A 25654-nucleotide genomic window follows, 5' to 3' on the forward strand; every position below is an offset into this window, starting at 1 on the left:
GTCTTCCGGCTTCTCGTAGCCAGCCAGCAGCTTTTCTATGATCTCGTCGTCAATTGGCATTCCGTGGTCTCCTTGTGAAACAGGATCCCACGGGGCCGCTCATTTACACAAAAGATCTGACACCCTCGCGAGGGCCGCGGCGGCCCCGTTCACTGTTCCTTGAATGAGCGGTCGATGACCTGGGTCAGCGGCTGGACCAGATAGTGCAAGGCGGTGCGTTCGCCGGTCTTGATGTAGGCCTCCGCCGGCATGCCGGGCATCAGGGTCAGCGTGCCCAGCCGACTGCGCTCCACATCGCTGACGGTGATGCGGACACTGTAATAGGGGGCGCCGGTCCGCGGATCGACGATCCGGTCCGGTGAGATGTAGCTGACCGTGCCCTCAAGGACCGGTGTCACCGCCTGTTTGAAGGCGCTGAAATGCACGTCGGCTGGCATGCCGATGCGGACATTGTCCACGTCCGTCACCTGCATCTGAGCCTCCACCACCAGTTCATCCTGGTCCGGCACGACCTGAAGCATGGTCTGTCCCGGCGGGACCACGCCGCCGACCGTGTGAACCTGCAACTGCGCCACGGTCCCGGCAGTGGGCGCCCGCACCGTGGTCCGCTCCAGCACATCCCCCGCCGCCCGCAGCCGTTCGCGCAGATCATAGACCTGGGTCTGAACGTCGCGCAGCTGGTTGGCCACGTCCTCCTGGAAGGTCTTGCGGACCTGGACCACCTGCAACTCTGTCTCGGCGATCAGCTGCCGGGTCTTGGCGATCTCTCCCACCAGCTGCCCCCGTTCACCCAGAAGGCGGGACGCTTCCCGTTCCAGGGCCAGGATGCGGGTCCGGGGCGCATAGCCCTTGCTGTTCAGCTCGCGCAGCCCCTTCAGCTCGTCCTCGATCAGGGCGATCTGCCGTTCCTGGGATTTCTGCTGCGCCTCCAGCCCGCGGATCTGTTCCTCCGCCTGGGCCTTGCGCTGGCCCAGGATGGTCACCTGGCCCTCCCGGCTCAGCCGCCGTGCCTCGAACTGGGCGTTCTGGCCGTTGATCAGAGCGGCGATGTCCGGTGTCTGCTGCCGGGCCAGCAGGTCGGGCGGGAAGCCGATCTCGGTGCCGCCATCGCGCTCGGTCTGCAGCCGGGCCTGCTGGGCCAGCGCCGCATCCAACTGTCCGCGCACGATCTCCACCTGGCTGCGGGCGCGGGTGGGATCCAGGTCGATCAGCACATCGCCGGCCGCCACACGCTCGCCGTCCCGCACACGGATAGCGGCGATGATGCCGCCTTCCAGATGCTGGATCTGCTTGTTGCTGGAACTGACGGCGACGACGCCGGGGGCGATGGCGGCGCTGGACAGGGGGGCCAGCGCCGCCCAGAGACCGAAGCCGCCAAAGGCGACGCCCAGCACCGCCGCGCCGGCCAGGATGCTGCTGCGGAAGGAAGTATCGATGCCCGGCCCCTTCGTGGCCGGATGCTCCATGGTCGTCGTCATCAGGAAGCCGCTCCCGGCTGCAGTTGCGGGCGGGCACCGGCGGCGACCGCCGCGGCCCCCTGGTGGGGATTGGAGACGGCCTGAGCCGGACGGGTGTAGCGGGCGAAGATCTCCTGCCGCGGCCCGAAGGCCTGCACCTGGCCGTCGCGCAGCACCAGGATATGATCGACCCCGACCAGCACGCTGGGCCGGTGTGCCACGATCAGCACCGTGGCCCCCCGCTGGCGCAGATGGGCCATGGCCCGGACCAGGGCCGTCTCGCCCTCGTCGTCCAGGTTGGAGTTGGGTTCGTCCAGCACCACCAGCACAGGCTTGCCGTACAGGGCGCGGGCCAGGGCGACCCGTTGACGTTGGCCGGCCGACAGCACGCAGCCGCCCTCGCCGATCTGGGTGTCATAGCCGGCGGGAAGGTGCAGGATCATCTCATGCACGCCGGCCTGCCGCGCCGCCTCGACCACGGCGTCGGCATCCACGGCGCCGAAACGGGCGATGTTCTCCGCCACGCTGCCGGCGAACAGCTCCACATCCTGGGGCAGATAGCCGATATGGGGACCCAGGCGGGTCCGGTCCCACCGGTTGATATCGGCGCCGTCCAGCCGGACCTTGCCGGCATAGGCGGGCCAGATGCCGACGATGGCGCGGACCAGCGTGGACTTGCCGGCGGCGCTGGGACCGATGATGCCCACGGACTCTCCGGCACGCACGGTGAAGCTGACCCCGCGCAGGGTCGGGACTTCGGCGCCCGGCGGCACCGCCACCAGACTTTCCACCCCCAGATCGCCCGTCGGGGCCGGCAGCGGCATGGGCGGCAGCTGCGGCGGCACCTTGGCGAACAGGTCCTCCAGCCGGCGATGGGCCTGGCGCGCCCCCAGCAGCAGCTTCCAGCTGCCGATGGCCATCTCCACCGGGGCCAGGGCCCGGCCCAGCACGATGGTGCCGGCGATCATGTAGCCCGGCGTCAGTTCATGATGGATGGCCAGATAGGCGCCGGCGCCGAGCATGAGGTTCTGCACCAGCAGCCGGACAAATTTCGTCAGCGACGACACGGCGCCGGCGCGGTCGCTGGCTAGCGACTGGTGCTGCAGCATGCGGGCATGGCGGTCCAGCCAGCGTTGGCGGATGCCCGGCAGCATGCCCATGGCCTCCACCACCTCGGCATTGCGCAGATTGGCTTCGGCGTACTGGCTGGCCTGGATCTGCTCGACATTGGCCTGGTTCAGCGGCTTGCGCGTCAGGGCCTCGGTGGCGATGGCCAGGGCGAACAGGATGATGGCGCCAACGGTGGCGATGGCCCCCAGGATGGGATGGAACAGGAAGATCACGCCGATGAACAGCGGTGTCCACGGCGCATCGAAAAAGGCGAACAGCCCATGCCCGGTCAGGAACTGGCGCAGGGTCAGCAGATCGTTCAGCGGCTGGGTCCGGTTGGATTTCGGCAGGCGCAGCGACCGCTCGTAGACCGCATCGAACAGCCGGGGGGACAGGGCGGCGTCAAGCCGGTTGCTGACGCGCACCAGGATCTTGGAGCGGAGGAATTCCAGAATGCCATGGACGGCCAGCATGGCCGTCAGCACCAGCGTCAGCATCAGCAGCGTGGCCTCGCTGCGGGCGCCCAGCACCCGGTCATAGACCTGGAGCATGTAGAGCGGGGAGGCCAGCATCAGCATGTTGATGAAGAAGCTGAACACGGCCGCGGCGAAGAAACCGGTTCCGCAGCGCTGGATGGCTTGCTTCAGTTCGGTCTTCCGGGTCGGTTGCATCGTCCTGCCTTTCCGTGGCGCCGCACACGGAAACCGGTGCCGGCTGGAAGCGGACGGGACCTCGGAAAACGGCCCCGCCCGTTGCAGGCCCATCCCAACGGACGATGGTTAACAAAACCTGTTGCGCGACTGTGACTGCCCCTTCTGCGCGTTGTGACATTTACCGGCGGGCCATCCAGGGCGTCTATGCCGGCAGATGCTCCAGGGCACGGGCGATGCCGGCATGCCAGTCCGGCGCCGGGATGCCATAGAGGCGCTCGATCTTGGCACAATCCAGCACCGACCAGGCCGGCCGCCGGGCCGGCGTGGGATAGTCGACGGTGCGGATCGGCGTCAGCAGCGGCACCCGCCGCCCGTCCGCCGCCGCCTGCCGGAAGATCTCGGCGGCGAATCCATGCCAGCTCGTCGACGGGCTGCCGGCGAAGTGAAACGTGCCCCAGCGCGGATCGGTGGTGGCCGGCTGGTCCCGCAGCAGGACGGTTCCCATCCGCAGCAGGCAGGCGGCAATGTCGTCGGCGGGGGTGGGGCCGCCCTGCTGGTCGGCGACGACGCGGAGTTCCGGCCGTTCCGCGCCCAGTTTCAGCATGGTCTTGAGAAAATTCTGGCCATGGGCCGAAAAGACCCAGGCGGTGCGCAGGATGACATGGCGGGGGGCCGCTGCCCGGACCGCCTGCTCCCCGGCCCCCTTGCTGGCACCATAGACGCCCAGAGGGCAGACCGTGTCCTCCTCGCGATAGGGCCTGTCCGCCGTGCCGTCGAAGACATAGTCGGTCGAGATATGGAGGAGCGGTATCCCCAGTGCATGGGCGGCCGACGCCAGGGCGGCGGGACCATCCCGATTGGCGGCGAAGGCTGCGTCCGGCTGGCTTTCGGCCAGGTCGACCTTGGTGAAGGCCGCCGCATTGACCAGCAGATCATGGCCGGACAGCAGGGGCGCCAAGCCTTCTCCGGTCCGTGCCGATTCCAGATTCAGGTCGGCCCGGCCGGGGGCGGTGACATCCCAGCCCGCGGACCGCGCTTGCGCCGCCAGGGCCGATCCGACCTGGCCGGTGGCGCCGGTGAGGAACAGGCGTGGCATCTCAGTGCGGTCCGTCCTGCCAGTCGATCAGGCCCAGATCGGTCAACCGCGGCAGTCCACGGTCCTTGTCGGACACCACGGCCCGGTCCGGACCGACGGGCCAGTCGATGGCCAGATCGGGATCGTGCCAGAGCACACCACCATCGGCGGCCGGGGCATAGGGGGCGGAGCATTTGTAGAGAACCTGCGTGTCCGGCTCCAGCGTGCAGAAGCCGTGGGCGAAGCCGCCAGGAATGAACAGCTGCCGGCCGGACTCCGCGTCCAGTTCGACGGCCACATGCTGCCCGTAGGTCGGCGAGCCCGGGCGCAGATCGACGGCCACATCCAGCAGGCGGCCGCGCACGGCCTGCACCAGCTTGGCCTGGACGAAGGGGGGGCGCTGGAAATGCAGACCGCGCACGGTATGGATGTCGCGGGACAGGGACATATTGTCCTGCACGAAGCTGACCGGCACGCCGGCGTCCCGGTAGCGGGACTGCTGGTAGGTTTCGCTGAACCAGCCCCGGGCGTCGCCAAACCGCTTCGGCGTGATGATCAGCACCCCGTTCAGCTTTGTCGTCCGCACGTCCATCTGCGATTACCTGATTCCTGTGGAATGGCTGTCAAAGACCTAGCACAGCGGATGGAGGAGAACTACTGGGCTTGTCCTGTCCTTCGTCGGGCGCCTAGGATTGCGCCCTGCCGCGCCCGGCGGCGGGAAAGGAGCATATCCGATGGCTGATCTCGACCCGCGTCTTGCCGCCGACACCGTCGCGGTGTGCCGCCTGGAACTGTGTCAGGTCCTGCTGATGAACAATGACGCGCTGCCCTGGCTGATCCTGGTTCCGGACCGTCCGGGACTGCGGGAGATCATCGACCTTCCGGCGGCCGAGCAGACGCTGCTGATGCAGGAAATCGCCAGGACCTCGCTGGTGCTGCGGACCCTGTATGCGCCCGACAAGATCAATGTCGGCGCCCTGGGCAATGTGGTGTCCCAGCTGCATGTGCATGTGCTGGCGCGCTGGGCCACCGATCCGGCCTGGCCCGGTCCCGTCTGGGGGCGTAGCTTTGGCAAGCCCTATGATGCCGCCGCCGCCGCGGCTCTGTGTGACCGTCTGCGCACGGCCTTCGCCGCCGCCGCTATGGACGCGGCCTGACCGGCCGTCGTGGGAGCTTTATCCAATGTCCGCTCTGCTCGACCAACTCGCCGCCCTGCTCGGTCCGACCGGTGTGCTGACCGGGGAGGACATGGCCCCCTACGCCTTCGACTGGCGGCATATCGAGGACAGCCATCCCGTGGCCGTGCTGCGCCCCGCCTCCACCGACCAGGTGGCGGCCGTGGTCCGGCTCTGTGCCGCGGCGGGTATGCCGCTGGTGCCGCAGGGCGGCAATACGGGGGTTGTCGGCGGCACGGTGGTCCGGCGCAGCCGGCCGGCCTGTCTGCTCAATCTCGGCCGTCTCGACCGCATCCGCGACATCGATCCGCTGGACCATAGCGTGACGGTGGAGGCGGGCTGCATCCTGGCCAATGTCCAGGCGGCGGCCGAGGCGGTGGACCGGATCTTTCCCTTGAGCCTGGGGGCGGAGGGGACCTGCACCATTGGCGGCAATCTTGCCACCAATGCCGGCGGCATCCTGACCATCCGCTACGGCAATGCCCGCGATCTGGTGCTGGGGCTGGAGGTGGTGCTGCCCGACGGGCGCATCTGGAACGGCCTGCGCCGCCTGCGCAAGGACAATACCGGCTACGACCTCAAGCATCTGTTCCTGGGGGCGGAGGGAACGCTGGGCATCATCACCGCCGCCACGCTGAAGCTGTTCCCGCGGCCGCGGCAGGTGGAGACGGCGCTGATCGCCGTGGCCGATCCGGGGGCCGCGGTGCAGCTGCTGTCCACCATCCGCGCCGCCAGCAGCGATGCGCTGACGGCGTTCGAGCTGATGCCGCGTTTCGCCATCGACGGGGCCCGCCAGCTTCTGGGGCGGGACTTCGATCCCCTGTCGGCCCCGTCGCCCTGGTATGTGCTGCTGGAAATGACGGGTGGGCGCGCCGGCAGCGGTCTGCGCGAGGCGACCGAGACGGCTCTGGCCGACGCGCTGGAACAGGACCTGGTCCAGGATGCCGTCTTCGCCGAGACGGAGGAGCAGCGGGTCCGGCTCTGGCGCATCCGCGAGGGTCTGCCGGAGATCGGCCGCGCCGTGGGCGGCGCCGTGCATCACGACGTGTCGGTGCCGGTCGCCCAGGTCCCGGCCCTGATCGAGCGGGGCCAGCAGCGTCTGGCCGCGTTCATGCCGGGGATCCGGCCCTATCCGTTCGGCCATGTGGCCGACGGCAACATCCATTTCAACGTGGCGCGGCCGGCGGACATGGCCGGCCCGGACTATCTGGCCCGCTCCAAGGAGATCACCGCCATCGTCCATGCCACCGTGGTGGAGCTTGGCGGCTCCATCAGTGCCGAACACGGCATCGGCAACCGCAAGCGCGAGGAGATGGCCGCCCTGAAGGACCCGGTCGAGCTGGATCTGATGCACCGGCTGAAGGCGCTGTTCGACCCGGCCGGGATCATGAATCCGGGGAAGGTGCTTCTGTCCGGCGAAGAATCCGGGCGGTGAGCGCCGGCAGGCCGCGCCAATAGCCGGCGATGCCGCGCAGCACGGCGGCCACATCATCGCCGGTAGCCAGCGCCTGCCCCAGGCGCAGCGGCGGTTCGGCCACGGCCGACAGCAGCAGCACGGCCAGGGCGGCCGGCAGGCCGAACCAGCGCCGGCAATACAGGACCCGGCTGCGCAGCCACTGGGTCAGCCGCAGGTCGACGGCGGTGCGGCTGCTGCCGCCGCCCAGATGCAGCGCCTGCGCCGTGGCCAGGAACTGGACGGTCAGGCCGGCGGCCCGCAGCCGGCGGCACAGGTCCAGATCCTCGTAATACAGGAAGTAGCGGCGGTCGAAGCCGCCGATGGTCTGAAAATCCCGCCGCCGCATCAGCAGGAAGGCGCCCATGACCTGATCCACCGGCCGGCTGTCACCATGGTCCCAGTCGGCCATGAAGGGCTGGGCCGCACGCAGCCCCAGGCGGTGCAGTCCCAGCGCCTGGGCCAGCATCATGGACGGGGTGGGGAAGACGCTGCAGGTCCGCTGCACCCGCCCGGCCGCGTCCAGCAACTGCACGCCGACGGCCCCGCGCCGGGGGGCCACCGGCGCCAGCAGCGCCGCCGCGGCCCGGTCCAGGGTCCCGGCCAGGATCTCGGTATCCGGGTTCAGGAACAGCAGCAGATCGGCGACGGACGCCGCCGCCGCCCGGTTGCAGGCCTGGCCGAAACCCGCATTGCCGCCGCTGCCGGACAGGATCACCGGCAGGGTCAGGTCCGACAGGCCGGACCAGTCGGACTCCGCCGGTGAATTGTCCTCGATCCGGATGGCGGTCAGGGTCACTCCGGCCGGCGGGTGGCGGGCGATGGACTGCAGGCAGCGCAGCACCAGGGGCGTGGAGCGGAAATTGACGATGACGATGTCCAGCGACGGGCGCTGTGTCCCTTCGCCAGGACCCGTATCCGTTGGCGCCTGGGGTGACGGCATCACAGCCGGTAATAGTCGCGGAACCAGGCGGCAAAGCGGGGAATGCCCTCGCTCATCGGCGTGCGCGGATCATAGCCCAGGGCGTCCCGGCTTTCCCCGATATCGGCATAGGTCGCCTCCACATCGCCGGGCTGCATCGGTTGCAGGTCCAGCACGGCCGCACGGCCAAGCGCTGTCTCCAGCGCGGCGATGAAGTCCAGCAGCTGTTCGCTGCGGCTGTTGCCGAGATTGTAGAGCGCATGGGGCACGCTGTCCTGGCCCACCGTGGCCGGACGATCCAACGCCGCGACGACTCCGGTCACGATATCGTCGATATAGGTGAAATCGCGCCGCATCCGCCCCTCGTTGAACACCTTGATCGGCTCGCCGCGGCAGATGGCGTTGGCGAACAGGACCGGCGCCATATCGGGCCGCCCCCAGGGACCATAAACGGTGAAGAAGCGCAGTCCGGTCGCCGGCAGCCCGTAAAGATGGCTGTAGGTGCGGGCGATCAGCTCGCCCGAGCGCTTGCTGGCGGCATAGAGCGACACGGGATGGTCGACCCGGTCCGCCACGGCGAAGGGCAGCTTGGTATTGGCGCCATAGACAGAGGAGGAGCTGGCATAGACCAGATGGCGCAGCCGCGGCAGCCGGCGCGCCGCCTCGAACAGGACCACCTGTCCCATGATGTTGGCGGTGACATAGGCGGTGGGGTTTTCCAGCGAATAGCGCACCCCGGCCTGGGCGGCCAGATGCACGATCCCGTCAATATCGGGATGGGCCTGGACCAGCGCGGTGATGCTACCGGCATCGGCCACGCTGGCGCGCACGAAGCGGAAGCCGGGCCGGTCCTCCAGACGGGCCAGACGCGCCTCCTTCAGCGCCACGTCATAATAGGCGTTGACCTCGTCCAGGCCGATGACCGTGTCACCGCGCGCCAGCAGCGCCTCGCACACATGATAGCCGATGAAGCCCGCAGCCCCGGTCACCAGCGTTGGCATCGACATCCCCCTTGCTCCCGATGGCATCGCCTTACATCAGAGCCGGGGCATAATCCAGCCTGCGCCTCCCGCTCTCCTCCTGTCAGGATCGCCGGTCGGGGGAACAGGCTCCCGCGGAAGCAGGGCGGCCCGACCCATTGATCCGCCGTCCGCTGAGATCCGCTGTCCTCCATCTGGTGTTGTCCCGGAACGCAGGCAGGGAGGGGCCGGATGGAACGCAGCACGTCCTTTACACGCCAAGTCCCACGACGGACGGAGGTGGCCGTCCAACGGGCGCCGCTGGCGGTCCGGCTGCGTGTGATCCTCGGCCTATGTCTGGCGAGCTGGCTGCTGATCGGGTTTCTCGTCTGGATCATCTAGCCTGCCGGAAGTGCGGGGCAGACGGCCGCTCTGGTCTCTTGCTGCCGATATCCGCCCCTCTCCATAGTGGCGCCGGTCCAGGGGATCGGAGCACATACCGATGGCAGTGGCAGGGCCGCATCTGGTTTACGATATCAGTCCGCACGGATTCGGCCATCTGGCCCAGAGCGCCGGGGTGGTGGCGGCGTTGCGCCGCCGGTATCCCGATCTGCGCCTGACCCTGCGCTGCGCCCATGGGGCGGAGGTGGTGTCCCGCTTCATCCCGCCGCCCTGGGACCGCGCCGATCCGCCGCCGGAACTGGGCATGGCCATGCTGGGGCCGAACGATGTCGATGTGGACCGCAGTCTCGCCTATTACCGCGACCTGCACCGCGATTGGCACGGGCTGGTGCGGCAGGAAGGGGCACGCCTCGCGGATCTGCGCCCCGATCTCCTGGTGGCCAATGCGGGCCATGTGGGGCTGGCCGCGGCCCAGGCCCGGGGCATTCCGGCCGTGGCCGTCAGTTCGCTGGACTGGTACGACATCGCCCGCGCCTATTTTCCGCCCGAAGCCGCTCCCCTGCTTGAGCCGATGCGGGCCGCCTATGCCGGTGCGGCCGCCTTCATCCGCCTGGATCCGGCCCTGCCCATGGCCGATTTCCCGAATTGCCGCAGCGCCGGCCCGGTGGCGCGGCTGGGGGTCGACCGGCGGGCGGCATTGCTGGCCGGTCGTCCGCGCTGCCGCCACATCATCCTTGTTTCCTTCGGCGGCTGGCCCGGACAAGGGCCGTTGCAGCGTGTTCCCATGATGGAAGCGGTGCTCTGGCTGGTCAGCGATCCGGCCCTGGCGGCGCCGGGTCGGCCGGACATCCTGCATGCCGACAGTCTCGGCCTGTCCTTTCCCGACCTGGTCCGCAGCAGCGACCTTGTGCTGACCAAGCCCGGCTACGGCATGTTCGTCGAGTCCGTCTGCAACGGCACGCGGCTGCTCTCTCTGGAGCGGCCGGACTGGCCGGAGACAGCGGGCATGGTCGCCTGGGCCGAGCGGCACGGGGTGACGGAGGCCTTGCCGCCCGCTGTGCTGAACACCCCGGCCCTGGATCTGGCCATCACCGCTCTGCTGGAGCGGCCGGTGCCGCCGCCGCCGCATCCGACCGGCGGAGAGGATGCGGCTGCCATCATCGCCGGCCTGCTCAGGGCCTGACCGACCGGCGGTACCAGCGGGCCATCTCGTCCAGCCCCTGCTCCAGCGGGACCGGCGGCTGCCAGTCCAGCAGGGCCCTGGTTGCGCCGATATCCACCTGCAACGGGTCCAGCAGCGGACCAAGGTCGAGCCTGGGCTGGGCCAGCCGGCGGATACCCCCCAGCAGCGGCTCCGGCACGGCGAACAGGCGCGCCGGCCGCTCCAGGGCCTGCCCCAGCATCCGGACCAGGGCCGGCACCGTCGGGTCTTCGCCATCGGACACGGTCAGGATCTGTCCGGGCGCCCTGGGGTGGAGAGCCGCCCGCAGCAGCAGATCGGCCAGATTGGCGACACCGACCAGACTGCGCCGGCTGCGCACGCCGGCAAGCGGCAGGGGCATTCCCCGCTCGACCAGCCGCAGCAGGCGCAACAGATTGGCGCACACGCCGGGACCGTGGACCAGTGGTGGGCGCACAATCACCAGGTCCAGTCCCGTCCTCGCCGCCAGCGCCTGTAGGGCCTGCTCTGCCAGGAACTTCGACTGGGCATAGGGACCGTTGGGGGCCGGCACCGATTGTGGGCCGAAAGGAGAGGGGCCGCTGTGATCGCCGAAGACCTTGGCGCTGCTGACGAAGACCAGCCGCTTGACCCCGGCCCGGATTGCCGCTTCGGCGACACGGATCGAACCCTGGAGGTTGATCTCCTCGTAATCGCGGGGGGTATGGCCGCTGCTGTGGGCGAGGGCAGCGCAATGGATCACCGCTTCGCATCCGCACAGATCCCGCCAGGGCAGTGCATCGAGTCGCAATTCCCAGCCGGGATATTGATTTGAGGCCGGTGCGGCGACCAGGGGCGTGCCCCCCTCCCTCGCCGCCGCACGGACGCCGGCACGGACGCCGATTGCCTGCGCCGTGGGATGGGAGACGACCCTTTGTCCGATGAAGCCATTGGCTCCGGTCACGAAGATCGGCATGGACCCGGAACGAAGCGTGGTGGGAGTAGGTTTCTCAAGATCATGCCAGTTGCGGGCGGTGACGACGAGCGTTTACGGTTCCAATAGCACATTCTGTGCTTGCGCTGACCATGCCGGCGCGGCTAATCCACTATGGTTCGGCGGTTGCAGGATGGTGTCCAATGATTGAGCGGAATTGCTGATGAATTTAATTTTGGCTACTTTCATCCTTATTTATATTTCTATTTGTTTATTTTATGTATCTCCTGCTCATGAACGACTTGCATTTCTTACCCTTCCGTGAAGGGGCTCCACATTCGCCGCAGGCGATTTCTCATCCTGCCCCCTTGTTTTCAAGGGTCCGAAGGCCTTAGCTGGGCCTCATCTTTGACCTTGCGCGGGGTCCGTGATGGATCGGGTCGATTCGGTGGTGATCGGGGCTGGAGTCGTCGGTCTTGCGGTTGCGCGTGCCCTGGCCCTGGCCGGGCATGAGGTGGTGATCCTGGAAGCCGAGCGCAGCTTCGGCAGCGGCACCAGTTCGCGCAACAGCGAGGTCATCCATGCCGGCCTCTATTATCCCACCGGGTCGCTGAAGGCGGGGCTGTGTGTTACCGGCCGGGATGCGCTCTATGCCTATTGCCACACGCGCGGTCTGCCGCACCGGCGCTGCGGCAAGCTCATCGTTGCCACCGATTCCAGCCAGATGGACAGGCTGGCGGCCTTGCAGGCCAAGGCTCTTGCCAATGGCGTCACGGATCTGGTGCCACTTGATCCTGCCGCGGTGCAGGCCATGGAGCCGGCCATCCGCTGTGTCGCGGCCCTGTGGTCGCCGTCGACCGGGATCATCGACAGCCATGCCCTGATGCTGTCCTATCTTGGCGATGTCGAAGCCGCAGGTGGCGCCATCGCCTATGAAAGCCCGCTGGTCGGCGGCAGCGTCACCCGGGACGGGCTGGTCCTGGAGGTGGGCGGGGCCTCGCCCTGCGCCATCCTGGCCCGGACCGTGGTCAATGCAGCCGGCCTGGGTGCGCAGGCCGTGGCCCGGCTGATCCGCGGTGTTCCGCCCGACAGCGTTCCGGGCCTGTACCTGGCCAAGGGCAATTACTACGCCCTGTCCGGCCGGTCGCCCTTTTCCCGCCTGATCTATCCGATCCCCGAGCCGGGTGGCCTGGGTGTGCATGTCACCATCGACCTGGGAGGGCAGGCCCGATTCGGGCCGGACGTGGAATGGGTCGAGCAGGTCGGCTACGATGTCGACCCTGCCCGGGCGGAGCGGTTTTATGCCGCCGTTCGGCGGTACTGGCCGGATCTGCCCGATGACGCCCTGGTTCCAGGCTATGCCGGCATCCGGCCGAAGCTGGTGGGGCCTGGAACAGCCGATAGCGACTTCATGATCCAGGGGCCGGCGGAGCATGGCGTGCCTGGTCTGGTCAATCTCTACGGAATTGAATCCCCGGGGCTGACGGCATCCCTGGCCCTGGCTGACCGGGCCGTGGCATCTCTGGCGTCCGTTGCAATCCCGGCCTGACGGTGCGCCGCATTGTCTCCGTGCTGGCGGCAGGCTAGATAACGCCTCTACCCCCAGCCGGAGCAGATCCCGACCATGGCTCATGACGGCGAAGAGCTGATCCGCCGCAGCTTTCTCGACAGCGCGGCCAATTTCACTGCCCTGGCCGGCATGGCGCCGCAGGTGGCTGCTGCGGCCGAACGCATGATCGCCAGCATCCGCGCCGGCGGAAAGGTGATGTTCTGCGGCAATGGCGGCTCGGCCGCCGATGCCCAGCATCTGGCCACCGAACTGCTGGGGCGCTATCTGCGCAACCGGCCGGCGTTGCCGGCCCTGGCGCTGACGACCGACAGCTCGGCGCTGACGGCCATCGGCAATGATTTCGGTTTCGTGGATGTCTTCGCCCGCCAGCTGCGGGGGCTGGGACGGTCCGGCGACCTGCTGGTGGCCATCACCACGTCCGGCAACAGCCCGAACGTGCTGGAGGCGGTCAAGGCCGCCCGGGAGATGGGCATCGGCGTCATCGGACTGACCGGGCAGGGCGGTGGCGCCCTGCGCGATGCCTGCGACCTGTGCCTCTGCGTCCCGTCCGCCCATACCCCCCGTATCCAGGAAATGCACATCGCCGTCGGGCATCTGCTGTGCGAACTGGTGGAGAACGCCTTCGCATGAGCCCCGTTGCCGCCAAGCCTGCCGCCTTCCTGGACCGGGACGGCGTGTTGAATGTCGATTTCAATTTCGTCCATCGGCCGGACCAGGTGGTCTGGGTCGACGGGGCGCCGCAGGCGGTCCGCCGGCTGAACCAGGCCGGATTCTGGGTCTTCATCGTCACCAACCAGTCCGGTATCGGCCGCGGCCATTATGACGAGGCGACGGTGGAGCATCTGCATCGCTGGATGCAGACCGAACTGGCGTCCATGGGCGCCCGGATCGACGATGCGCGCTATTGCCCCTATCATCCCGAGGCGCCGTTGCCGGCCTATCGCTGTGCCTCCGACTGGCGCAAGCCGGAGCCGGGCATGCTGTTCGATCTGGCCCGGCATTGGCCGGTCGATATGGGCCGCAGCTTCATGATCGGCGACAAGGACACGGATGTGCAGGCCGCGGCGGCGGCCGGCATCCCCGGCTATCTGTTCCGGGGCGGCAATCTCGATGAGCTGGTGGCGGGCATCCTGGCGGCGCAGCCGGTGACCTGAGCGTCAGTCGGCCACCGGCCGGTGATTGTCGGACCGTGGAGCCGATGCCACGGCCTGCCTGATGACGCCGGCCAGGGCCGTGGCCACCCGCGGGCGGTCGAACAGGGAAGCCGCCCGCTGCCGCCCCTCCTGTCCCAGCCGCAGCCGCAGCCCGGCATCGTCGCGCAGCCGGCGCAGGGCCGTCACCCAGGCATCCGGCCCCTCGGCCAGCAGCCCGCAGCCGCCATCCGCCAGAAGGACGCGGTTCTCACCCACCGGGGAGGCCACCACCGGTCGTCCGGCGGCCATGGCCTGGATGATCTTGTAACCGGACTTGCCGCGCTCGAACGGGGCGTCGGGCACCGGCATCAGCACGGCATGCACCCCGGAAAGCAGAGGACCTTCGCTGCTTTCCGCCCAGGGATGGAATTCCTCCGGTACGCCGGGAAGTCCGGCCGGGTGGGCGGCGATGGTGACCAGCGTCAACGCCTGCTCCCCCGCCAACCGGCGCAGGGGGGCGGCCAGGGCGGCCAGATAGCGGGCCGAGGCGGGCGTTCCCACCCAGCCCAGCCGGAATTCAGCCGCCGCCGACACAGGCGGCGCGGGGTGGTCGGGATAGCGGCGCAGGTCCACCGGCGTCGGCAGCTTCACCACCAGGCGGGCTCCGGCGGATGCGGCCCACTGGCCGAGCCAGTCATTGCCGACCGTGACCGCGGCCGCCCCGGCTGCCAGCCGCTCCAGCTTGTCCGCCAGGATCCGGCGAACCAGGGGGCTGGCATGGCCGGCATAGCGCGTGTGCCAGGCATCGTCGAAATCCAGCAGATAGGGGCGGCGGCGCAGCAGCCGGCGCTCCAGCGCCAGCGGCAGATAGGGCAGCATCTCCTTCTCGATCCAGATCAGGTCCGGCGAGCCCGGCCATCCTGGCGTCGTCTGCCCGACCCGCAGCAGCGTGCGCAGCCGCGCGGCGTAATAGCCGGCGAGCCGCAGGGGACTGCTTGCCTGGCCGGCATAGAGCCGGCGCAGATAGGCGTCATCGAAGAAGGGGCAAGCGGTGACCGCGATGCCCGCTGCGGCCAGATCCGGGATCAGATCCAGCAGACGCAGGCGGCTGCTGGCACCCATCCGGTCGTAACGGGTCAGCGCAAGGATCTGCAGGGGCGGCCCCGGTGGCACGGTCGGTTCGGTGCCGCCATCCTAAGCCCCGCGCGGTCAGGGGGCCATTCCCCCGGAAGGGGTCAGTCCAGCGTACTCATGATGGAGAAGCACAGGGCGTCGCCCTGGGCGTGCAGGGTCTTCAGCGCATCCTTGGGCAAGGGGATCTTCTTGACCCGGCAATAGGCGACGATAAGCCGGGCCAGCTGATAGCTTTCCACCTCCAGCGCACCGCTGACCCCGGCTGTGGACTGGCTGACCAGCCGGATCGACGGCGGCGGGCCTTCCAGCACCTGCACCTCCACGATGCGGCGGCCCGGGTCGAACCCGTCGGGCGGCACCGTCTGGAAGACCGCCCGCAACTCGTCATTGGAGAAGATGATATGCCGGATCTCGGTGATCATCGGGGGCGTCCTCAGTGGCCTGCCGGCGCGCGCTTTTTCTGGCGCCGCCGGTAGATGGTGCAGGGATTGATCTCAAGCAGGGCGGCGGCGCGGGTGATGTTTCCCTGGCAGATGCGGATGGCGTCCTCGATGGCCTCCTCCTCGATCATCCATAGCGGCCGGATACGCCGTTCGCCATCGTCCCGGGCCAGCGCGGGTGCGCTGTCATCGGGGCTGGACCGTGCGGGGTCCGGTGCGGTCTGCGTCACCGGGGGCGCCTGGGGGGGCGCCTGGAGGGGCGGCGGCATGTCGGGAATGGGGGGAAGGGCGGTCCCCGGCAGCGTCGGGGCGGGCGACAGCGCGGCCGGGAGCACACCGCCGCGCATACCGGCCAGAAGCGGCCCGGCCATGGCGGCGAAACGCGGATCGTTCAGCAGGGGGGGAACCAGCATGGCCGGCCGGTTCAGGGGCGGCGGCAGCATAAAGGGCCGGATCTCCTCGCCGTCATTCAGCACCACCACATTGCGCACCACATTCAACAGCTGCCGCACATTGCCGGGCCAGGCATAGTCGCGCAGGATGCGCTCCGCCTCTGGGCTGAAGCCGCGGAAGGACTTGCCCTCCTCCCGGCTGAAGCGGGCCAGCATGTGCCGGGCGATCAACAGCACATCGTCGCCGCGCTCGCGCAGCGGCGGCAGTTCGATGGAGATGACCTGAAGCCGGTAGAACAGGTCCTCGCGGAAGCGCCCGGCCTGGACCTCGGCATAGGGATCGCGGTTGGTGGCGCAGACGATGCGCACATCCACCGGTTCCAGCTTCTCCGACCCCACCTTGCGCACCATGCCTGTCTGCAGGAAGCGCAGCAGCTTGGCCTGCAATGCCAGATCCATCTCGCAGATCTCGTCCAGGAACAGGGTGCCCCCGTCGGCCTGCAGGGCGGCGCCGGCATGCTCCGTGGCCGCCCCGGTGAAGGCGCCGCGCACATGGCCGAAGATCTCCGACTCCATCAGATCCTTCGGGATGGCGGCGCAGTTGATGGCGATGAAGGGGCCGCCGCTCCGCGGGCTTTTCTGATGGATGGCCTCGGCACAGACCTCCTTGCCGGTGCCGCTCTCCCCCGTGACGAAGACCGTGGCCTTCGAGGGCGCTGCCGCCTCGATCAGCTTGTAGGCCGCACGCATCGGCGGGGATTCACCGATGAAACCGGCGAAAGCCGGACCGCCGCTGTCGGCGGCTGGCGGGTGGGTGTCCGCGGAGGGCGGGGCCGGCTGCAGTGGTTGCGGCGCCGCATCGGGTTGCGTCCCTGTCCGTGCCAGGGCCGCTGTCACCGCCGCGCGCAGCCGGTCGGCACCGGCGGGCAGCAGCAGCACGTCGGCCGCCCCGGCCCGCATGGCATCGACGGCCAACTGCACCGACCCTTGTCCGGTCAGGACGATGACCGGCGCGCCCCGGGCCACCGTTTTCAGCAGCGGCACCGTGTCCACACCCCCGGCGTCCAGGTCCAGCAGGATCAGCTGGGTCCCTTCCCGCGCCAGCCTTTGCCGCCCGGCGGTGACGCTGTCCACCAGATCCAGGATATGGTTGTCCCGCTTCAGCGCCAGGGCAAAGCCCTGGGCCAGTGCGGCAGACGGCTCGATGATGAGAATGCGGGCTGTGGTCGACATCATCCCCATCATGGTGGGATTTTCTTGCGTATTTCAAGGGTTTGGCAGCGCGGCCCGTCGTCGGCTTCTGAATTTTGCAGTGCCAAGGGCATGGTCGGGTGGTGCGGTCGGCCGATGCCGGCCGTTGGTCTTCCATCCGGGATATCGGCAAGGGGCCGTCATCCCCTCCATCCGCGCGGCGGGCGGCGGCGCAGTCAGGGTGCCGCGATCAATCGCGCCGGTGTCACGGCCGGGCCGGTGCGGGCCGGATGGTCAGTCCCCGTCCTCGTCGGCGAAGGGAAAGGCCGGGCCGTCCTGCGTGTCGGTGCGGAAGCGCCAGACCTTGGGTTCGTCGATCCGCAGCTGGCCGCTGGCCATGCGGTCGAAGATGCGGACCGCCAGTTCCGCCTGCAGCCGCTCGGCCCAGGGCGCCATGGCTGCCAACCCCTGGCGCAGATAGGCCGGCGCATAGAGCGTGGCGGCAATGCCCTCGCCATGGTGCATCACCAGATCGACCACCGTATCGGCCACCTCCTGCGGTTCCAGCACCGTCTCGATTCCGCTCACGGCGGCGGCCAGAACGGGATAGAGCAGGTGCCGCCGATCCTCCAGCCCCTCGCGCTGCTCCACCATGTCCGCCACCCGCAGCAGATAGGCGGCCTTGGCCGCTGGCAGCCCGACCAGGGCACGATCCAGGATTTGGCGATGGTTCATCGGGGCACCGGAAACAGCGGGATGGTTGACCCATGCTGGCCCAGGCAACGCGCCAAGGGCAAGAGTCCGTGCCTATCCGGACCGTGCCATTGCCGCATCGGGCACGATATCGGCTTCAACGCCGGAAAGGTGGCGCCGGCGGCCCTGTTGCGCGACGGCGGTCTGCGGCGGCGTCTGGACCGGCCAACCGGATCCAAGGCCGGATACGGGCTCGACCGCATGCTGCGGCGTTATTTCGACCTGCTGACCACAACCGATGGGCCATGACAGAGCCTGGGCCTTTGCTGTACCTCTGGACCCGGCCCGCACGGCTGGATCAGGATGGGCCGGAACGCAGGGAAGTCGCAAGGCATGGTCGAGTCCAAGACGAAGAAGACGAAACAGGGTGTGCAGCCGGCCACGGATGCCGCCGCCCCCCTGACCTGGACCCTGAAGCGCAAGCCGACCATCAATGATGTGGCCCGCCTGGCCGAGGTGTCGAAAAAGACGGTGTCGCGGGTGATCAACCAGTCGCCCTTCGTCAAGGACGACACGCGGGAGAAGATCGACGCCATCATCCGCCAGATCGGCTATGCCCCCGATCCCCAGGCCCGCGGACTGGCGTCCCAGCGCTCTTTCCTGCTGGGGCTGGTTTATGACAACCCCAATGCCCAATATATCGTCAATATCCAGAACGGTGTGCTGGAGGCCAGCCGCAAGGCGGGCTACGAGCTGGTGGTGCATCCCTGCGACCGCAGCAATCCCCGCTTCGCCGCCGATGTGAAGCGATTCGTCGAACGGCAGAAGCTGGACGGGGTGGTGCTGCTGCCGCCGGTGTCGGAGAACAATGCCCTGGCCGAGACGCTGGCCGAGGCCGGCTGCCGGGTGGTCCGCATCGTGGCTGCGCCCCTGGACCAGCCTGCCAACACCGTCGTCTATCATGACTGGAAGGCGGCGGGCGAGGTGGCGGACCATCTGGTGGATCTGGGCCATCGCGCCATCGGCTTCATCACCGGCCCGTCCTTCTACCGCTCGGCCCATGAACGTGCCCGCGGCTTCATCGACCGTCTGGCCGCCCACGGCATCACCCTGCCGCCGGAGCGGGTGGTGGAGGGCGCCTACACCTTCGAGTCCGGTGATGCCGCGGCGGAGACCCTGCTGGGACGGCCGGATCGGCCAACCGCCATATTCGCCAGCAATGACGAGATGGCGGCCGGTGTCTACAAGGCGGCCTACCGGCGCGGGCTGGTCATTCCCCGCGACCTGACCGTGATCGGTTTCGACGACAGCGCGCTGGCATCGCGCATGTGTCCGACGCTCAGCACCGTGCGCTCCCCCATCCGCGATATGGGCCGGATGGCGGCGGAAAAGCTGATCGCCCGCATCGCAGCCGGCGATGCCGCCCCGATCGGTGCCAGCGAAGTGGTGCCCCATCTGCTGGTGCGCGAAAGCTCGGCGGCGCCCGCCACCTGACCTGACCCTCACCTGTCCGGACCCGGCCGCATGATTGCCGATGGCACCGGTGTTCCCTGTTGAATTCGTCAATGACACCGGTTACCTATTGGGGGCTCCCGTCGCCCTGGCGGCATCCATCCGGCCGTCAGAGCCGGGACCGCCCGCTGACCCGCAGGGGGAAGGCGGCAGGGACGCATATGCAGGGAGAGGCCGCACGCCCATGGCGAAGCAACTGGTATTGCATGAGGACCGCCTGTTCCCGGCGGAGCCGACGCTCCGCGGCATTGCTCGCCGGCTGTACGCGGAGGTGCGGGAGCTGCCGATCATCAGCCCGCACGGGCACACCGATCCGCTCTGGTTCGCGGCCAACGCGCCGTTCCCCAATGCCACCGACCTGTTCCTGGTGCCGGATCATTATCTGTATCGCATGCTGTACAGCCAGGGCGTGCCGATGGAGGCGCTGGGGGTGCCCTCCCGTCAGGGGCGTCCGGCGACGGACCCGCGGGAGGCTTGGCGGCTGTTTGCCCGGCACATGCATCTGTTCCATGCCACGCCGTCGGCCCTGTGGCTGAACCATGTCTTCTCTACCGTCTTCGGCCTTACGGTCCGGCTGGAGGAGGAGACGGCCGATCTCTATTTCGACACCATCACCGACAGTCTGCAACGACCGGAGTTCCGGCCGCGCGCCCTGTTCGAGCGCTTCAACATCGAGGTGCTGGCCACCACCGAATCCCCGGTGGACACGCTGGCGCACCACGCCACCATCCGGGCCAGCGGTCTGCGTGGGCGGGTCATCACCGCCTATCGCCCCGACGCGGTGGTGGACCCGGAGCATGAGCAGTTTCCTGGCGCGCTGGAGGCCTTCGCGGCCTTGACCGGTGAGGATGTGTATCGCTGGTCGGGCTATCTGGCCGCCCACCGCAAGCGCCGCGCCGACTTTGCTGCCGCCGGGGCCACCTCCACCGACCATGGCCATCCCACGGCCGCCACGGCCGACCTGCCGGCCGCCGAGGCCGAGCGGCTGTTCGCCACCGTGGTGGCCGGCCGGGCCACACCGGCCGAGGCCGAGCTGTTCCGGGCCCAGATGCTGACCGAGATGGCGCGGATGAGCCTGGAGGACGGGCTGGTCATGCAGATCCACCCCGGGGCCGTACGCAACCACAATCAGCAGATCTTCGAGCGTTTCGGCCGCGACAAGGGGGCCGACATTCCCCAGGCCACCAATTATGTCCAGGCCTTGAAGCCGCTGCTGGACCGGTTCGGCAATGACCCGCGCCTGTCGCTGATCCTGTTCACGCTGGACGAGACCAGCTATTCGCGCGAACTGGCCCCGCTGGCCGGCCACTATCCCTGTCTGAAGCTGGGGCCGGCCTGGTGGTTCTTCGACAGCCCGGACGGCATGCTGCGCTTCCGGGAGGCGACGACGGAAACCGCCGGCTTCTACAACACGGTCGGATTCAACGACGACACCCGCGCCTTCCTGTCGATCCCGGCCCGGCATGACGTGGCCCGGCGGGTGGATTGCGCCTTTCTGGCACGGCTGGTTGCCGAGCACAGGCTGGACGAGGACGCCGCCGCCGGCATCGCCGTGGATCTGGCCTACGGGCTGCCCAAGCGGGCCTACAAGCTCTAGACCGGCCGTCATGGCCGGTCGGACATTCTGACTGGGGAGGAAGCATGTTCAAGAAAACCTATCAGGCCACGCACCCCGTGATGATGACGGGGGCCAGCAACGACGATCTGCGCGACCGCTACCTTGTTTCCGGCCTGTTCGTGCCGGGCACGGTGAGCCTGACCTATTCCCACAATGAGCGCATGGTGATCGGTGGTGCCGCGCCGGTCGCCGGCACCCCCGTGGCCCTGCCGCAGCAGGCCGAGCCGGCCTCGGCCGCCGGCAAGCCGTTCCTGGAGCGGCGTGAACTGGGCATCGTCAATGTGGGCGGGCCCGGCCGGGTGACGGTGGACGGCACTGTCCACGATCTGGCGCCCCGCGATGGCCTGTATGTTCCCATGGGCACGGAAACGGTCCTGTTCGAAAGCACGGGCGCGGAGCCGGCCCGCTTCTATCTGGTCAGCACGCCGGCCCATGCCCGTTTCGAGACGGTGAAGATCTCCATCGACCAGGCGGTGCCGCTGGAGCGCGGATCGCTGGAGACCTCCAACGCGCGCACCATCTACCAGTACATCATTCCCGGTGTCTGCAAATCGGCCCAGTTGCTGCTGGGTCTGACCATTCTGAAGCCGGGCAGCGTCTGGAACACCATGCCGCCGCATCTGCATGACCGGCGCTCGGAGGTCTATCTCTATTTCGGCCTCAAGCCGGATCAGCGGGTGTTCCACTTCATGGGCGAGCCCGAAGCCGCGCGCCATATCGTCGTCGCCAACGAGGAAGCCGTGATCTCCCCGCCCTGGTCGATCCATATGGGCTCGGGCACCAGCAACTATGCCTTCATCTGGGCCATGGGCGGCGAGAACCAGGACTATACCGACATGACGATCCTGGACATCTGCCAGTTGCGCTGAGGGGGAACGGATATGGGCAATCCATTCAGCCTGGAGGGCAAGGTCGCCGTTGTCACCGGTGCCAACACGGGGTTGGGGCAGGGCTTGGCATTGGCGTTGGCGGAGGCGGGCGCGGTCATCGTTGCCGTGGGGCGCAGCGATCCGGCTGCGACCGGTGATCTGGTCCGCCGCGCAGGGGCGGCCTTTCATGTGGTCCGTGCTGATCTCGGTCCTGGCGCACCCGTCCGGCAGGTGGTGGCCGACGTGGTCGCGGCGGCCGGCCGCCTGGACATCCTGGTCAACAATGCCGGTACCATCCGCCGGGCCGAAGCGCTGGATTTCTCGGAAGCGGATTGGGATCTGGTGATGGACGTCAATCTGAAGACGCCCTTCTTCCTGGCCCAGGCCGCCGCCGCCCGGATGCTGGCCCAGGGGCAGGGGGGCAAGATCATCAACATCGCTTCCATGTTGTCCTTCCAGGGAGGCATCCGCGTGGCCTCCTACACGGCCAGCAAAAGCGGCATCGCCGGACTGACCAAGCTGCTGGCCAATGAGTGGGCAGCCAAGGGCATCAATGTGAACGCCATTGCCCCCGGCTATTTCGAGACCAACAACACCGAGGCGCTGCGCCGCGACGAGCAGCGCAACCGGGACATCCTGGCCCGGATTCCGGCCGGGCGCTGGGGGCAGCCGTCCGACCTCGGCGGGGCGGCTGTGTTCCTGGCCTCACCCGCCGCGGATTATGTGCATGGCGCCGTGATTCCGGTCGATGGCGGCTGGCTGGCGCGCTGACGGCCACCAGTCCCGTTGCGCGTCTCCTGAGGGGGGACCCTGCCCGTTCCACCGGCGAAAAAGCCTATTGTCACCGGTGTCATTATAAGGTCTAACTTGTGCTGCTACCGGTGTCAAAAATCCGGCGGCAGCCCGGTGCGAATAATCCTCTGCGCCCCCGGCCCTGTGCAAACGGGCTGGCGTGATGGTGGAGCGCAGAGGGACAGATAAGAGAGTGGGGAGGAACATGCTGTTCAAGAAGGGAGCGCTCCGCGTGCCGGAGCTGATGGCGGGTGTGTCCGTGGCGGCCCTGGCGGTTGTGGCTCTGGGACCCGCGGCACAGGCACAGGTTGCCGACGCCAGTGGCAGCCTGGAAGAGGTGGTTGTCACCGGTTTCCGTGGCAGCCTCAACGCCGCGATCGATGCCAAGCGCAATTCCGCCGATGTGGTCGATGTCATCAAGGCCGAGGATATCGCTGATTTCCCCGACAACAATCTGGCGGAGTCCATCCAGCGCGTGCCGGGCGTCACCATTGCCCGCGATGCCGGTGAGGGCCGCCAGATCTCGGTGCGCGGTCTCAGCTCCGATTTCACCCGCGTCCGCATCAACGGCATGGAGGCATTGACCACCACCGGCGGCACCGACTCCTCGGGCGGCACCAACCGGGGCCGCGGTTTCGACTTCAATGTCTTCGCGTCCGAGCTGTTCAACAGCATCACCGTGCGCAAGACAGCATCGGCCGAGGTCGAGGAAGGCTCGCTGGGGGCCACGGTGGACCTGCAGGCGGCGCGGCCGTTCGACTATGACGACATGACCTTCGTGGTCTCCGGCCAGGGGGGCTACAATGATCTGTCGGAGAAGGTTGATCCGCGCGGAGCCGTGCTGGTCAGCAACACCTGGGCCGATGGGACCTTCGGTGCCCTGTTCTCCGCCGCCTATACCAAGCGTCGTATCCTGGAGGAGGGCCACAGCACGGGCCGCTGGGACAACGGGACCAGCAATGGTGGTTTCAATGCCGCCTCCAGCCCGACCGGTATCAGCACGACGGACCTGCGCTCCGCCTTCCATCCGCGCCTGCCGCGTTATGGCCGGCTGACCCATGAACAGGAACGTCTGGGGCTGACCGGGGCGCTGCAATGGCAGCCGGCGGAACGCACGCTGTTCAATCTCGATGTCATGTACGCGAAGATGGACTCCACCCGTCAGGAGGACTTCCTGGAGGCCATCTCCTTCAGCCGGCCCGCCTCCCAGGGCGGCAAGCCGCAGACCATCGTCAAGGCGGGCGAGCGGGACAGCCGCAACAATCTGGTCTATGGCGTCTTTGACGACGTCGATATCCGCTCGGAGTCCCGCTATGACGAGATGACGACCGAGTACACGCAATATGTGCTCAGCGGCGAGCACGAATTCTCCGACAGCTTCAAGGTCCGCGCCCTGGCCGGTTATGCCAAGTCGGACTATTCCAACCCGATCCAGACCACCGTCACCATCGACCGGCTGAATTCCGACAATTACAGCTGGGACTATCGCGGTGACGACCGGCTGCCACAGCTGTCCTACGGCTACGATGTCACGAATCCGGCCAATTATACCTTCGGTTCGGGCTCGGAGATCCGTCTGCGTCCGCAATGGGTGGAGAACACGGTCAAGACGGGGACCCTGGACGCCGATTATGAGGTGAACGAGATGTTCACCCTGTCGTCCGGTCTCAGTTGGAAGACGTACAAATTCGACAGCCGCGCCCTGCGCCGCCAGTCGGAAACCACGGTGCCCGGACTGCCGGCCGGAACCACTCTGGCCGACCTGACCACGCTGGTGGATGGTTTCGGCAAGAACCTGGATGTGCCTGGCGGCACGCCGACCCGGTGGGTCATCCCGGACATCGACGCCTTCAACCGCCTCCTTGGGATCTACAGCAACACCGGCACCTTCGCGCTGGTGCAGAACTCCTCGGCCCTGGGCGATACCCGCAGTGTCGAGGAGGAGGACCAGGGAGCCTATGTCCAGGGCAATTTCGAACTGGAGCTGTTCGGCCGCCCGTTCCATGGCAATGCCGGTGTCCGCTACGTCAAGACCAAGCAGACGTCGACCGGCTATCAGTTCGTCGGCAGCACGCCCGTCCAGGTGACGGCGGACCGCAGCTACGATGACTGGCTGCCGTCGGTCAATCTGGTGCTGGACGTGACCGACGATATCCTGGTCCGTGCCGGCTGGGCCAAGGTCATGGCCCGCCCCGGCCTTGGCAGCGTCACGCCCGGCGGCAGTGTCAACATCAGCGGGGCGCAGCGCTCCGTCACCTCCGGCAATCCCGAGATCGAGCCGTTCCGGGCAACCACCTACGATCTGGGCTTCGAATGGTATTTCGCCAAGGAATCGCTGCTGTCCATCGGCCTGTTCTACAAGGATATCGATACCTTCGTGCAGAGCCTGTCGGAATCCCGTCCCTTCACCACATCGGGCCTGCCGCTCAGCCTGCTGGACGGGACCGGTCTGACCGGCAGTGAGGATTTCGTCTTCACCCGCCCCGTGAACACCGAAGGTGGTCCGCTGAAAGGCGTGGAGATCAGTTTCCAGACACCCTTCTCTTTCCTGCCCGAGCCCTTCTCCAACTTCGGCACGATTCTGAACTACACCTATGTGGATTCTGAGATCGATTATCTGCGCGGCAGCAGCAGCACGGCCACGGTGACCCAGACCCTGACCGGCCTGTCCAAGCATGCCTACAACGCCACCCTTTATTACGAGGATGATGCCTTCAGTGCCCGTGTCTCCGCCGCCTACCGCGACGATTATCTGACCCGCGTGCCCGGCCAGAATAATAATGATGTGGAGGGAACCAAGGGCACGTTGAGCATCGACATGTCCACCTCCTACAGGATCACCGAACAGCTGAAGGTGACGCTGGAAGCCCTGAATCTGACCGACGAGTTCAACGATCAGTATGTGGATACGGCCGGTGACCGTGTCTATGTCTATCACCATACAGGTCGGCAATTCTATTTGGGCTTCCAGTACACATACTGACCATCCCAGGGGTATTTCCCTGTCTTCC

Annotated in this window: 23 protein-coding genes; 12 read left to right on the top strand and 11 right to left on the bottom strand. The window is 67.7% G+C overall.

Annotated features, from left to right (window positions below; translation table 11 throughout):
* Positions 1 to 149 precede the first annotated feature (149 nt).
* The 4 genes from DK368_RS19710 to rfbC all read right to left on the bottom strand — a co-directional run bounded on the left by DK368_RS19710 (position 150) and on the right by rfbC (position 4887).
* Positions 150 to 1478, bottom strand: a complete 1329-nt coding sequence (locus DK368_RS19710) for an HlyD family type I secretion periplasmic adaptor subunit (RefSeq protein WP_114395699.1) — start codon at positions 1476 to 1478, stop codon at positions 150 to 152.
* The gene (locus tag DK368_RS19715; protein ID WP_114395700.1) at positions 1478 to 3238 is read right to left on the bottom strand and encodes a type I secretion system permease/ATPase; all 1761 of its coding nucleotides are present in this window, start codon (positions 3236 to 3238) and stop codon (positions 1478 to 1480) included. The genes DK368_RS19710 and DK368_RS19715 overlap by 1 nt, the downstream gene beginning before the upstream one ends.
* A gap of 184 nt (positions 3239 to 3422) precedes the next feature.
* On the bottom strand, positions 3423 to 4316 hold the full coding sequence (rfbD, locus tag DK368_RS19720; protein WP_114395701.1) for a dTDP-4-dehydrorhamnose reductase: 894 nt from the start codon (positions 4314 to 4316) through the stop codon (positions 3423 to 3425).
* 1 nt (position 4317) lies between these two features.
* Positions 4318 to 4887: a dTDP-4-dehydrorhamnose 3,5-epimerase gene (rfbC, locus tag DK368_RS19725; protein WP_114395702.1), complete on the bottom strand. Its 570-nt coding sequence runs from the start codon at positions 4885 to 4887 to the stop codon at positions 4318 to 4320.
* 142 nt (positions 4888 to 5029) lie between these two features.
* Here rfbC and DK368_RS19730 point away from each other — a divergent pair, with 142 nt between their 5' ends.
* Both DK368_RS19730 and DK368_RS19735 read left to right on the top strand, forming a co-directional pair.
* Positions 5030 to 5452: an HIT domain-containing protein gene (locus DK368_RS19730; protein ID WP_114395703.1), complete on the top strand. Its 423-nt coding sequence runs from the start codon at positions 5030 to 5032 to the stop codon at positions 5450 to 5452.
* 25 nt (positions 5453 to 5477) lie between these two features.
* Positions 5478 to 6905, top strand: a complete 1428-nt coding sequence (locus DK368_RS19735) for an FAD-binding oxidoreductase (RefSeq protein ID WP_114395704.1) — start codon at positions 5478 to 5480, stop codon at positions 6903 to 6905.
* Here the strand turns inward: DK368_RS19735 and DK368_RS19740 are convergent.
* Both DK368_RS19740 and DK368_RS19745 read right to left on the bottom strand, forming a co-directional pair.
* Positions 6856 to 7866: a glycosyltransferase family 2 protein gene (locus DK368_RS19740; RefSeq protein ID WP_114395705.1), complete on the bottom strand. Its 1011-nt coding sequence runs from the start codon at positions 7864 to 7866 to the stop codon at positions 6856 to 6858. The genes DK368_RS19735 and DK368_RS19740 overlap by 50 nt on opposite strands.
* Positions 7866 to 8846, bottom strand: a complete 981-nt coding sequence (locus DK368_RS19745) for an NAD-dependent epimerase/dehydratase family protein (protein WP_114395748.1) — start codon at positions 8844 to 8846, stop codon at positions 7866 to 7868. Before DK368_RS19745 ends, DK368_RS19740 begins: the two co-directional genes overlap by 1 nt.
* A gap of 460 nt (positions 8847 to 9306) precedes the next feature.
* Between DK368_RS19745 and DK368_RS19750 the strand changes: the two genes are divergently transcribed.
* Positions 9307 to 10389, top strand: coding sequence for a hypothetical protein (locus DK368_RS19750; RefSeq protein WP_114395706.1), 1083 nt, complete (start codon positions 9307 to 9309; stop codon positions 10387 to 10389).
* On the opposite strand, the gene DK368_RS19755 is transcribed toward DK368_RS19750, so the two are convergent.
* Positions 10379 to 11341: an NAD-dependent epimerase/dehydratase family protein gene (locus DK368_RS19755; protein WP_114395707.1), complete on the bottom strand. Its 963-nt coding sequence runs from the start codon at positions 11339 to 11341 to the stop codon at positions 10379 to 10381. The two genes, DK368_RS19750 and DK368_RS19755, sit on opposite strands and share 11 nt — an antisense overlap.
* Before the next feature lie 388 nt (positions 11342 to 11729).
* Here DK368_RS19755 and DK368_RS19760 point away from each other — a divergent pair, with 388 nt between their 5' ends.
* From DK368_RS19760 to DK368_RS19770, 3 genes are all read left to right on the top strand, one after another.
* Positions 11730 to 12848, top strand: coding sequence for an NAD(P)/FAD-dependent oxidoreductase (locus DK368_RS19760; protein ID WP_114395708.1), 1119 nt, complete (start codon positions 11730 to 11732; stop codon positions 12846 to 12848).
* 75 nt (positions 12849 to 12923) lie between these two features.
* Positions 12924 to 13499 (top strand): D-sedoheptulose-7-phosphate isomerase, encoded by a 576-nt coding sequence (locus tag DK368_RS19765; RefSeq protein WP_114395709.1) that lies wholly within the window; start codon positions 12924 to 12926, stop codon positions 13497 to 13499.
* A complete protein-coding gene (locus tag DK368_RS19770; protein WP_114395710.1) occupies positions 13496 to 14023 on the top strand; it encodes a D-glycero-alpha-D-manno-heptose-1,7-bisphosphate 7-phosphatase in 528 nt (175 codons plus the stop codon). The genes DK368_RS19765 and DK368_RS19770 overlap by 4 nt, the downstream gene beginning before the upstream one ends.
* 3 nt (positions 14024 to 14026) lie before the next feature.
* Here the strand turns inward: DK368_RS19770 and DK368_RS19775 are convergent, their stop codons facing one another.
* From DK368_RS19775 to DK368_RS19790, 4 genes are all read right to left on the bottom strand, one after another.
* A complete protein-coding gene (locus tag DK368_RS19775) occupies positions 14027 to 15175 on the bottom strand; it encodes a glycosyltransferase family 4 protein (protein ID WP_114395711.1) in 1149 nt (382 codons plus the stop codon).
* Between the two features lie 62 nt (positions 15176 to 15237).
* The gene (locus tag DK368_RS19780) at positions 15238 to 15558 is read right to left on the bottom strand and encodes a hypothetical protein (protein ID WP_114395712.1); all 321 of its coding nucleotides are present in this window, start codon (positions 15556 to 15558) and stop codon (positions 15238 to 15240) included.
* An 11-nt stretch (positions 15559 to 15569) separates the two neighbouring features.
* Positions 15570 to 17213 (bottom strand): sigma-54-dependent transcriptional regulator, encoded by a 1644-nt coding sequence (locus DK368_RS19785; protein ID WP_205028311.1) that lies wholly within the window; start codon positions 17211 to 17213, stop codon positions 15570 to 15572.
* Positions 17214 to 17453: 240 nt separating this feature from the next.
* On the bottom strand, positions 17454 to 17894 hold the full coding sequence (locus tag DK368_RS19790; protein ID WP_114395713.1) for a hypothetical protein: 441 nt from the start codon (positions 17892 to 17894) through the stop codon (positions 17454 to 17456).
* Between DK368_RS19790 and DK368_RS21530 the strand changes: the two genes are divergently transcribed.
* From DK368_RS21530 to DK368_RS19815, 6 genes are all read left to right on the top strand, one after another.
* Entirely contained in the window at positions 17886 to 18161 is a 276-nt protein-coding gene (locus DK368_RS21530) for a hypothetical protein (protein WP_155524647.1), read from the top strand. The two genes, DK368_RS19790 and DK368_RS21530, sit on opposite strands and share 9 nt — an antisense overlap.
* Before the next feature lie 84 nt (positions 18162 to 18245).
* Positions 18246 to 19346 carry a LacI family DNA-binding transcriptional regulator gene (locus tag DK368_RS19795; protein ID WP_114395714.1) on the top strand — a complete coding sequence of 367 codons (1101 nt, stop codon included), beginning with the start codon at positions 18246 to 18248 and terminating at the stop codon, positions 19344 to 19346.
* Between the two features lie 202 nt (positions 19347 to 19548).
* Positions 19549 to 20961, top strand: a complete 1413-nt coding sequence (gene uxaC / locus DK368_RS19800) for a glucuronate isomerase (RefSeq protein ID WP_114395715.1) — start codon at positions 19549 to 19551, stop codon at positions 20959 to 20961.
* A 44-nt stretch (positions 20962 to 21005) separates the two neighbouring features.
* Entirely contained in the window at positions 21006 to 21851 is an 846-nt protein-coding gene (kduI, locus tag DK368_RS19805) for a 5-dehydro-4-deoxy-D-glucuronate isomerase (RefSeq protein WP_114395716.1), read from the top strand.
* A gap of 12 nt (positions 21852 to 21863) precedes the next feature.
* On the top strand, positions 21864 to 22622 hold the full coding sequence (kduD, locus tag DK368_RS19810) for a 2-dehydro-3-deoxy-D-gluconate 5-dehydrogenase KduD (protein ID WP_114395717.1): 759 nt from the start codon (positions 21864 to 21866) through the stop codon (positions 22620 to 22622).
* A gap of 226 nt (positions 22623 to 22848) precedes the next feature.
* Entirely contained in the window at positions 22849 to 25626 is a 2778-nt protein-coding gene (locus DK368_RS19815; protein WP_205028313.1) for a TonB-dependent receptor, read from the top strand.
* Positions 25627 to 25654 lie beyond the last annotated feature (28 nt).

The organism is Oleisolibacter albus (genome assembly GCF_003336875.1).
Taxonomy (GTDB): domain Bacteria; phylum Pseudomonadota; class Alphaproteobacteria; order Azospirillales; family Azospirillaceae; genus Niveispirillum; species Niveispirillum album.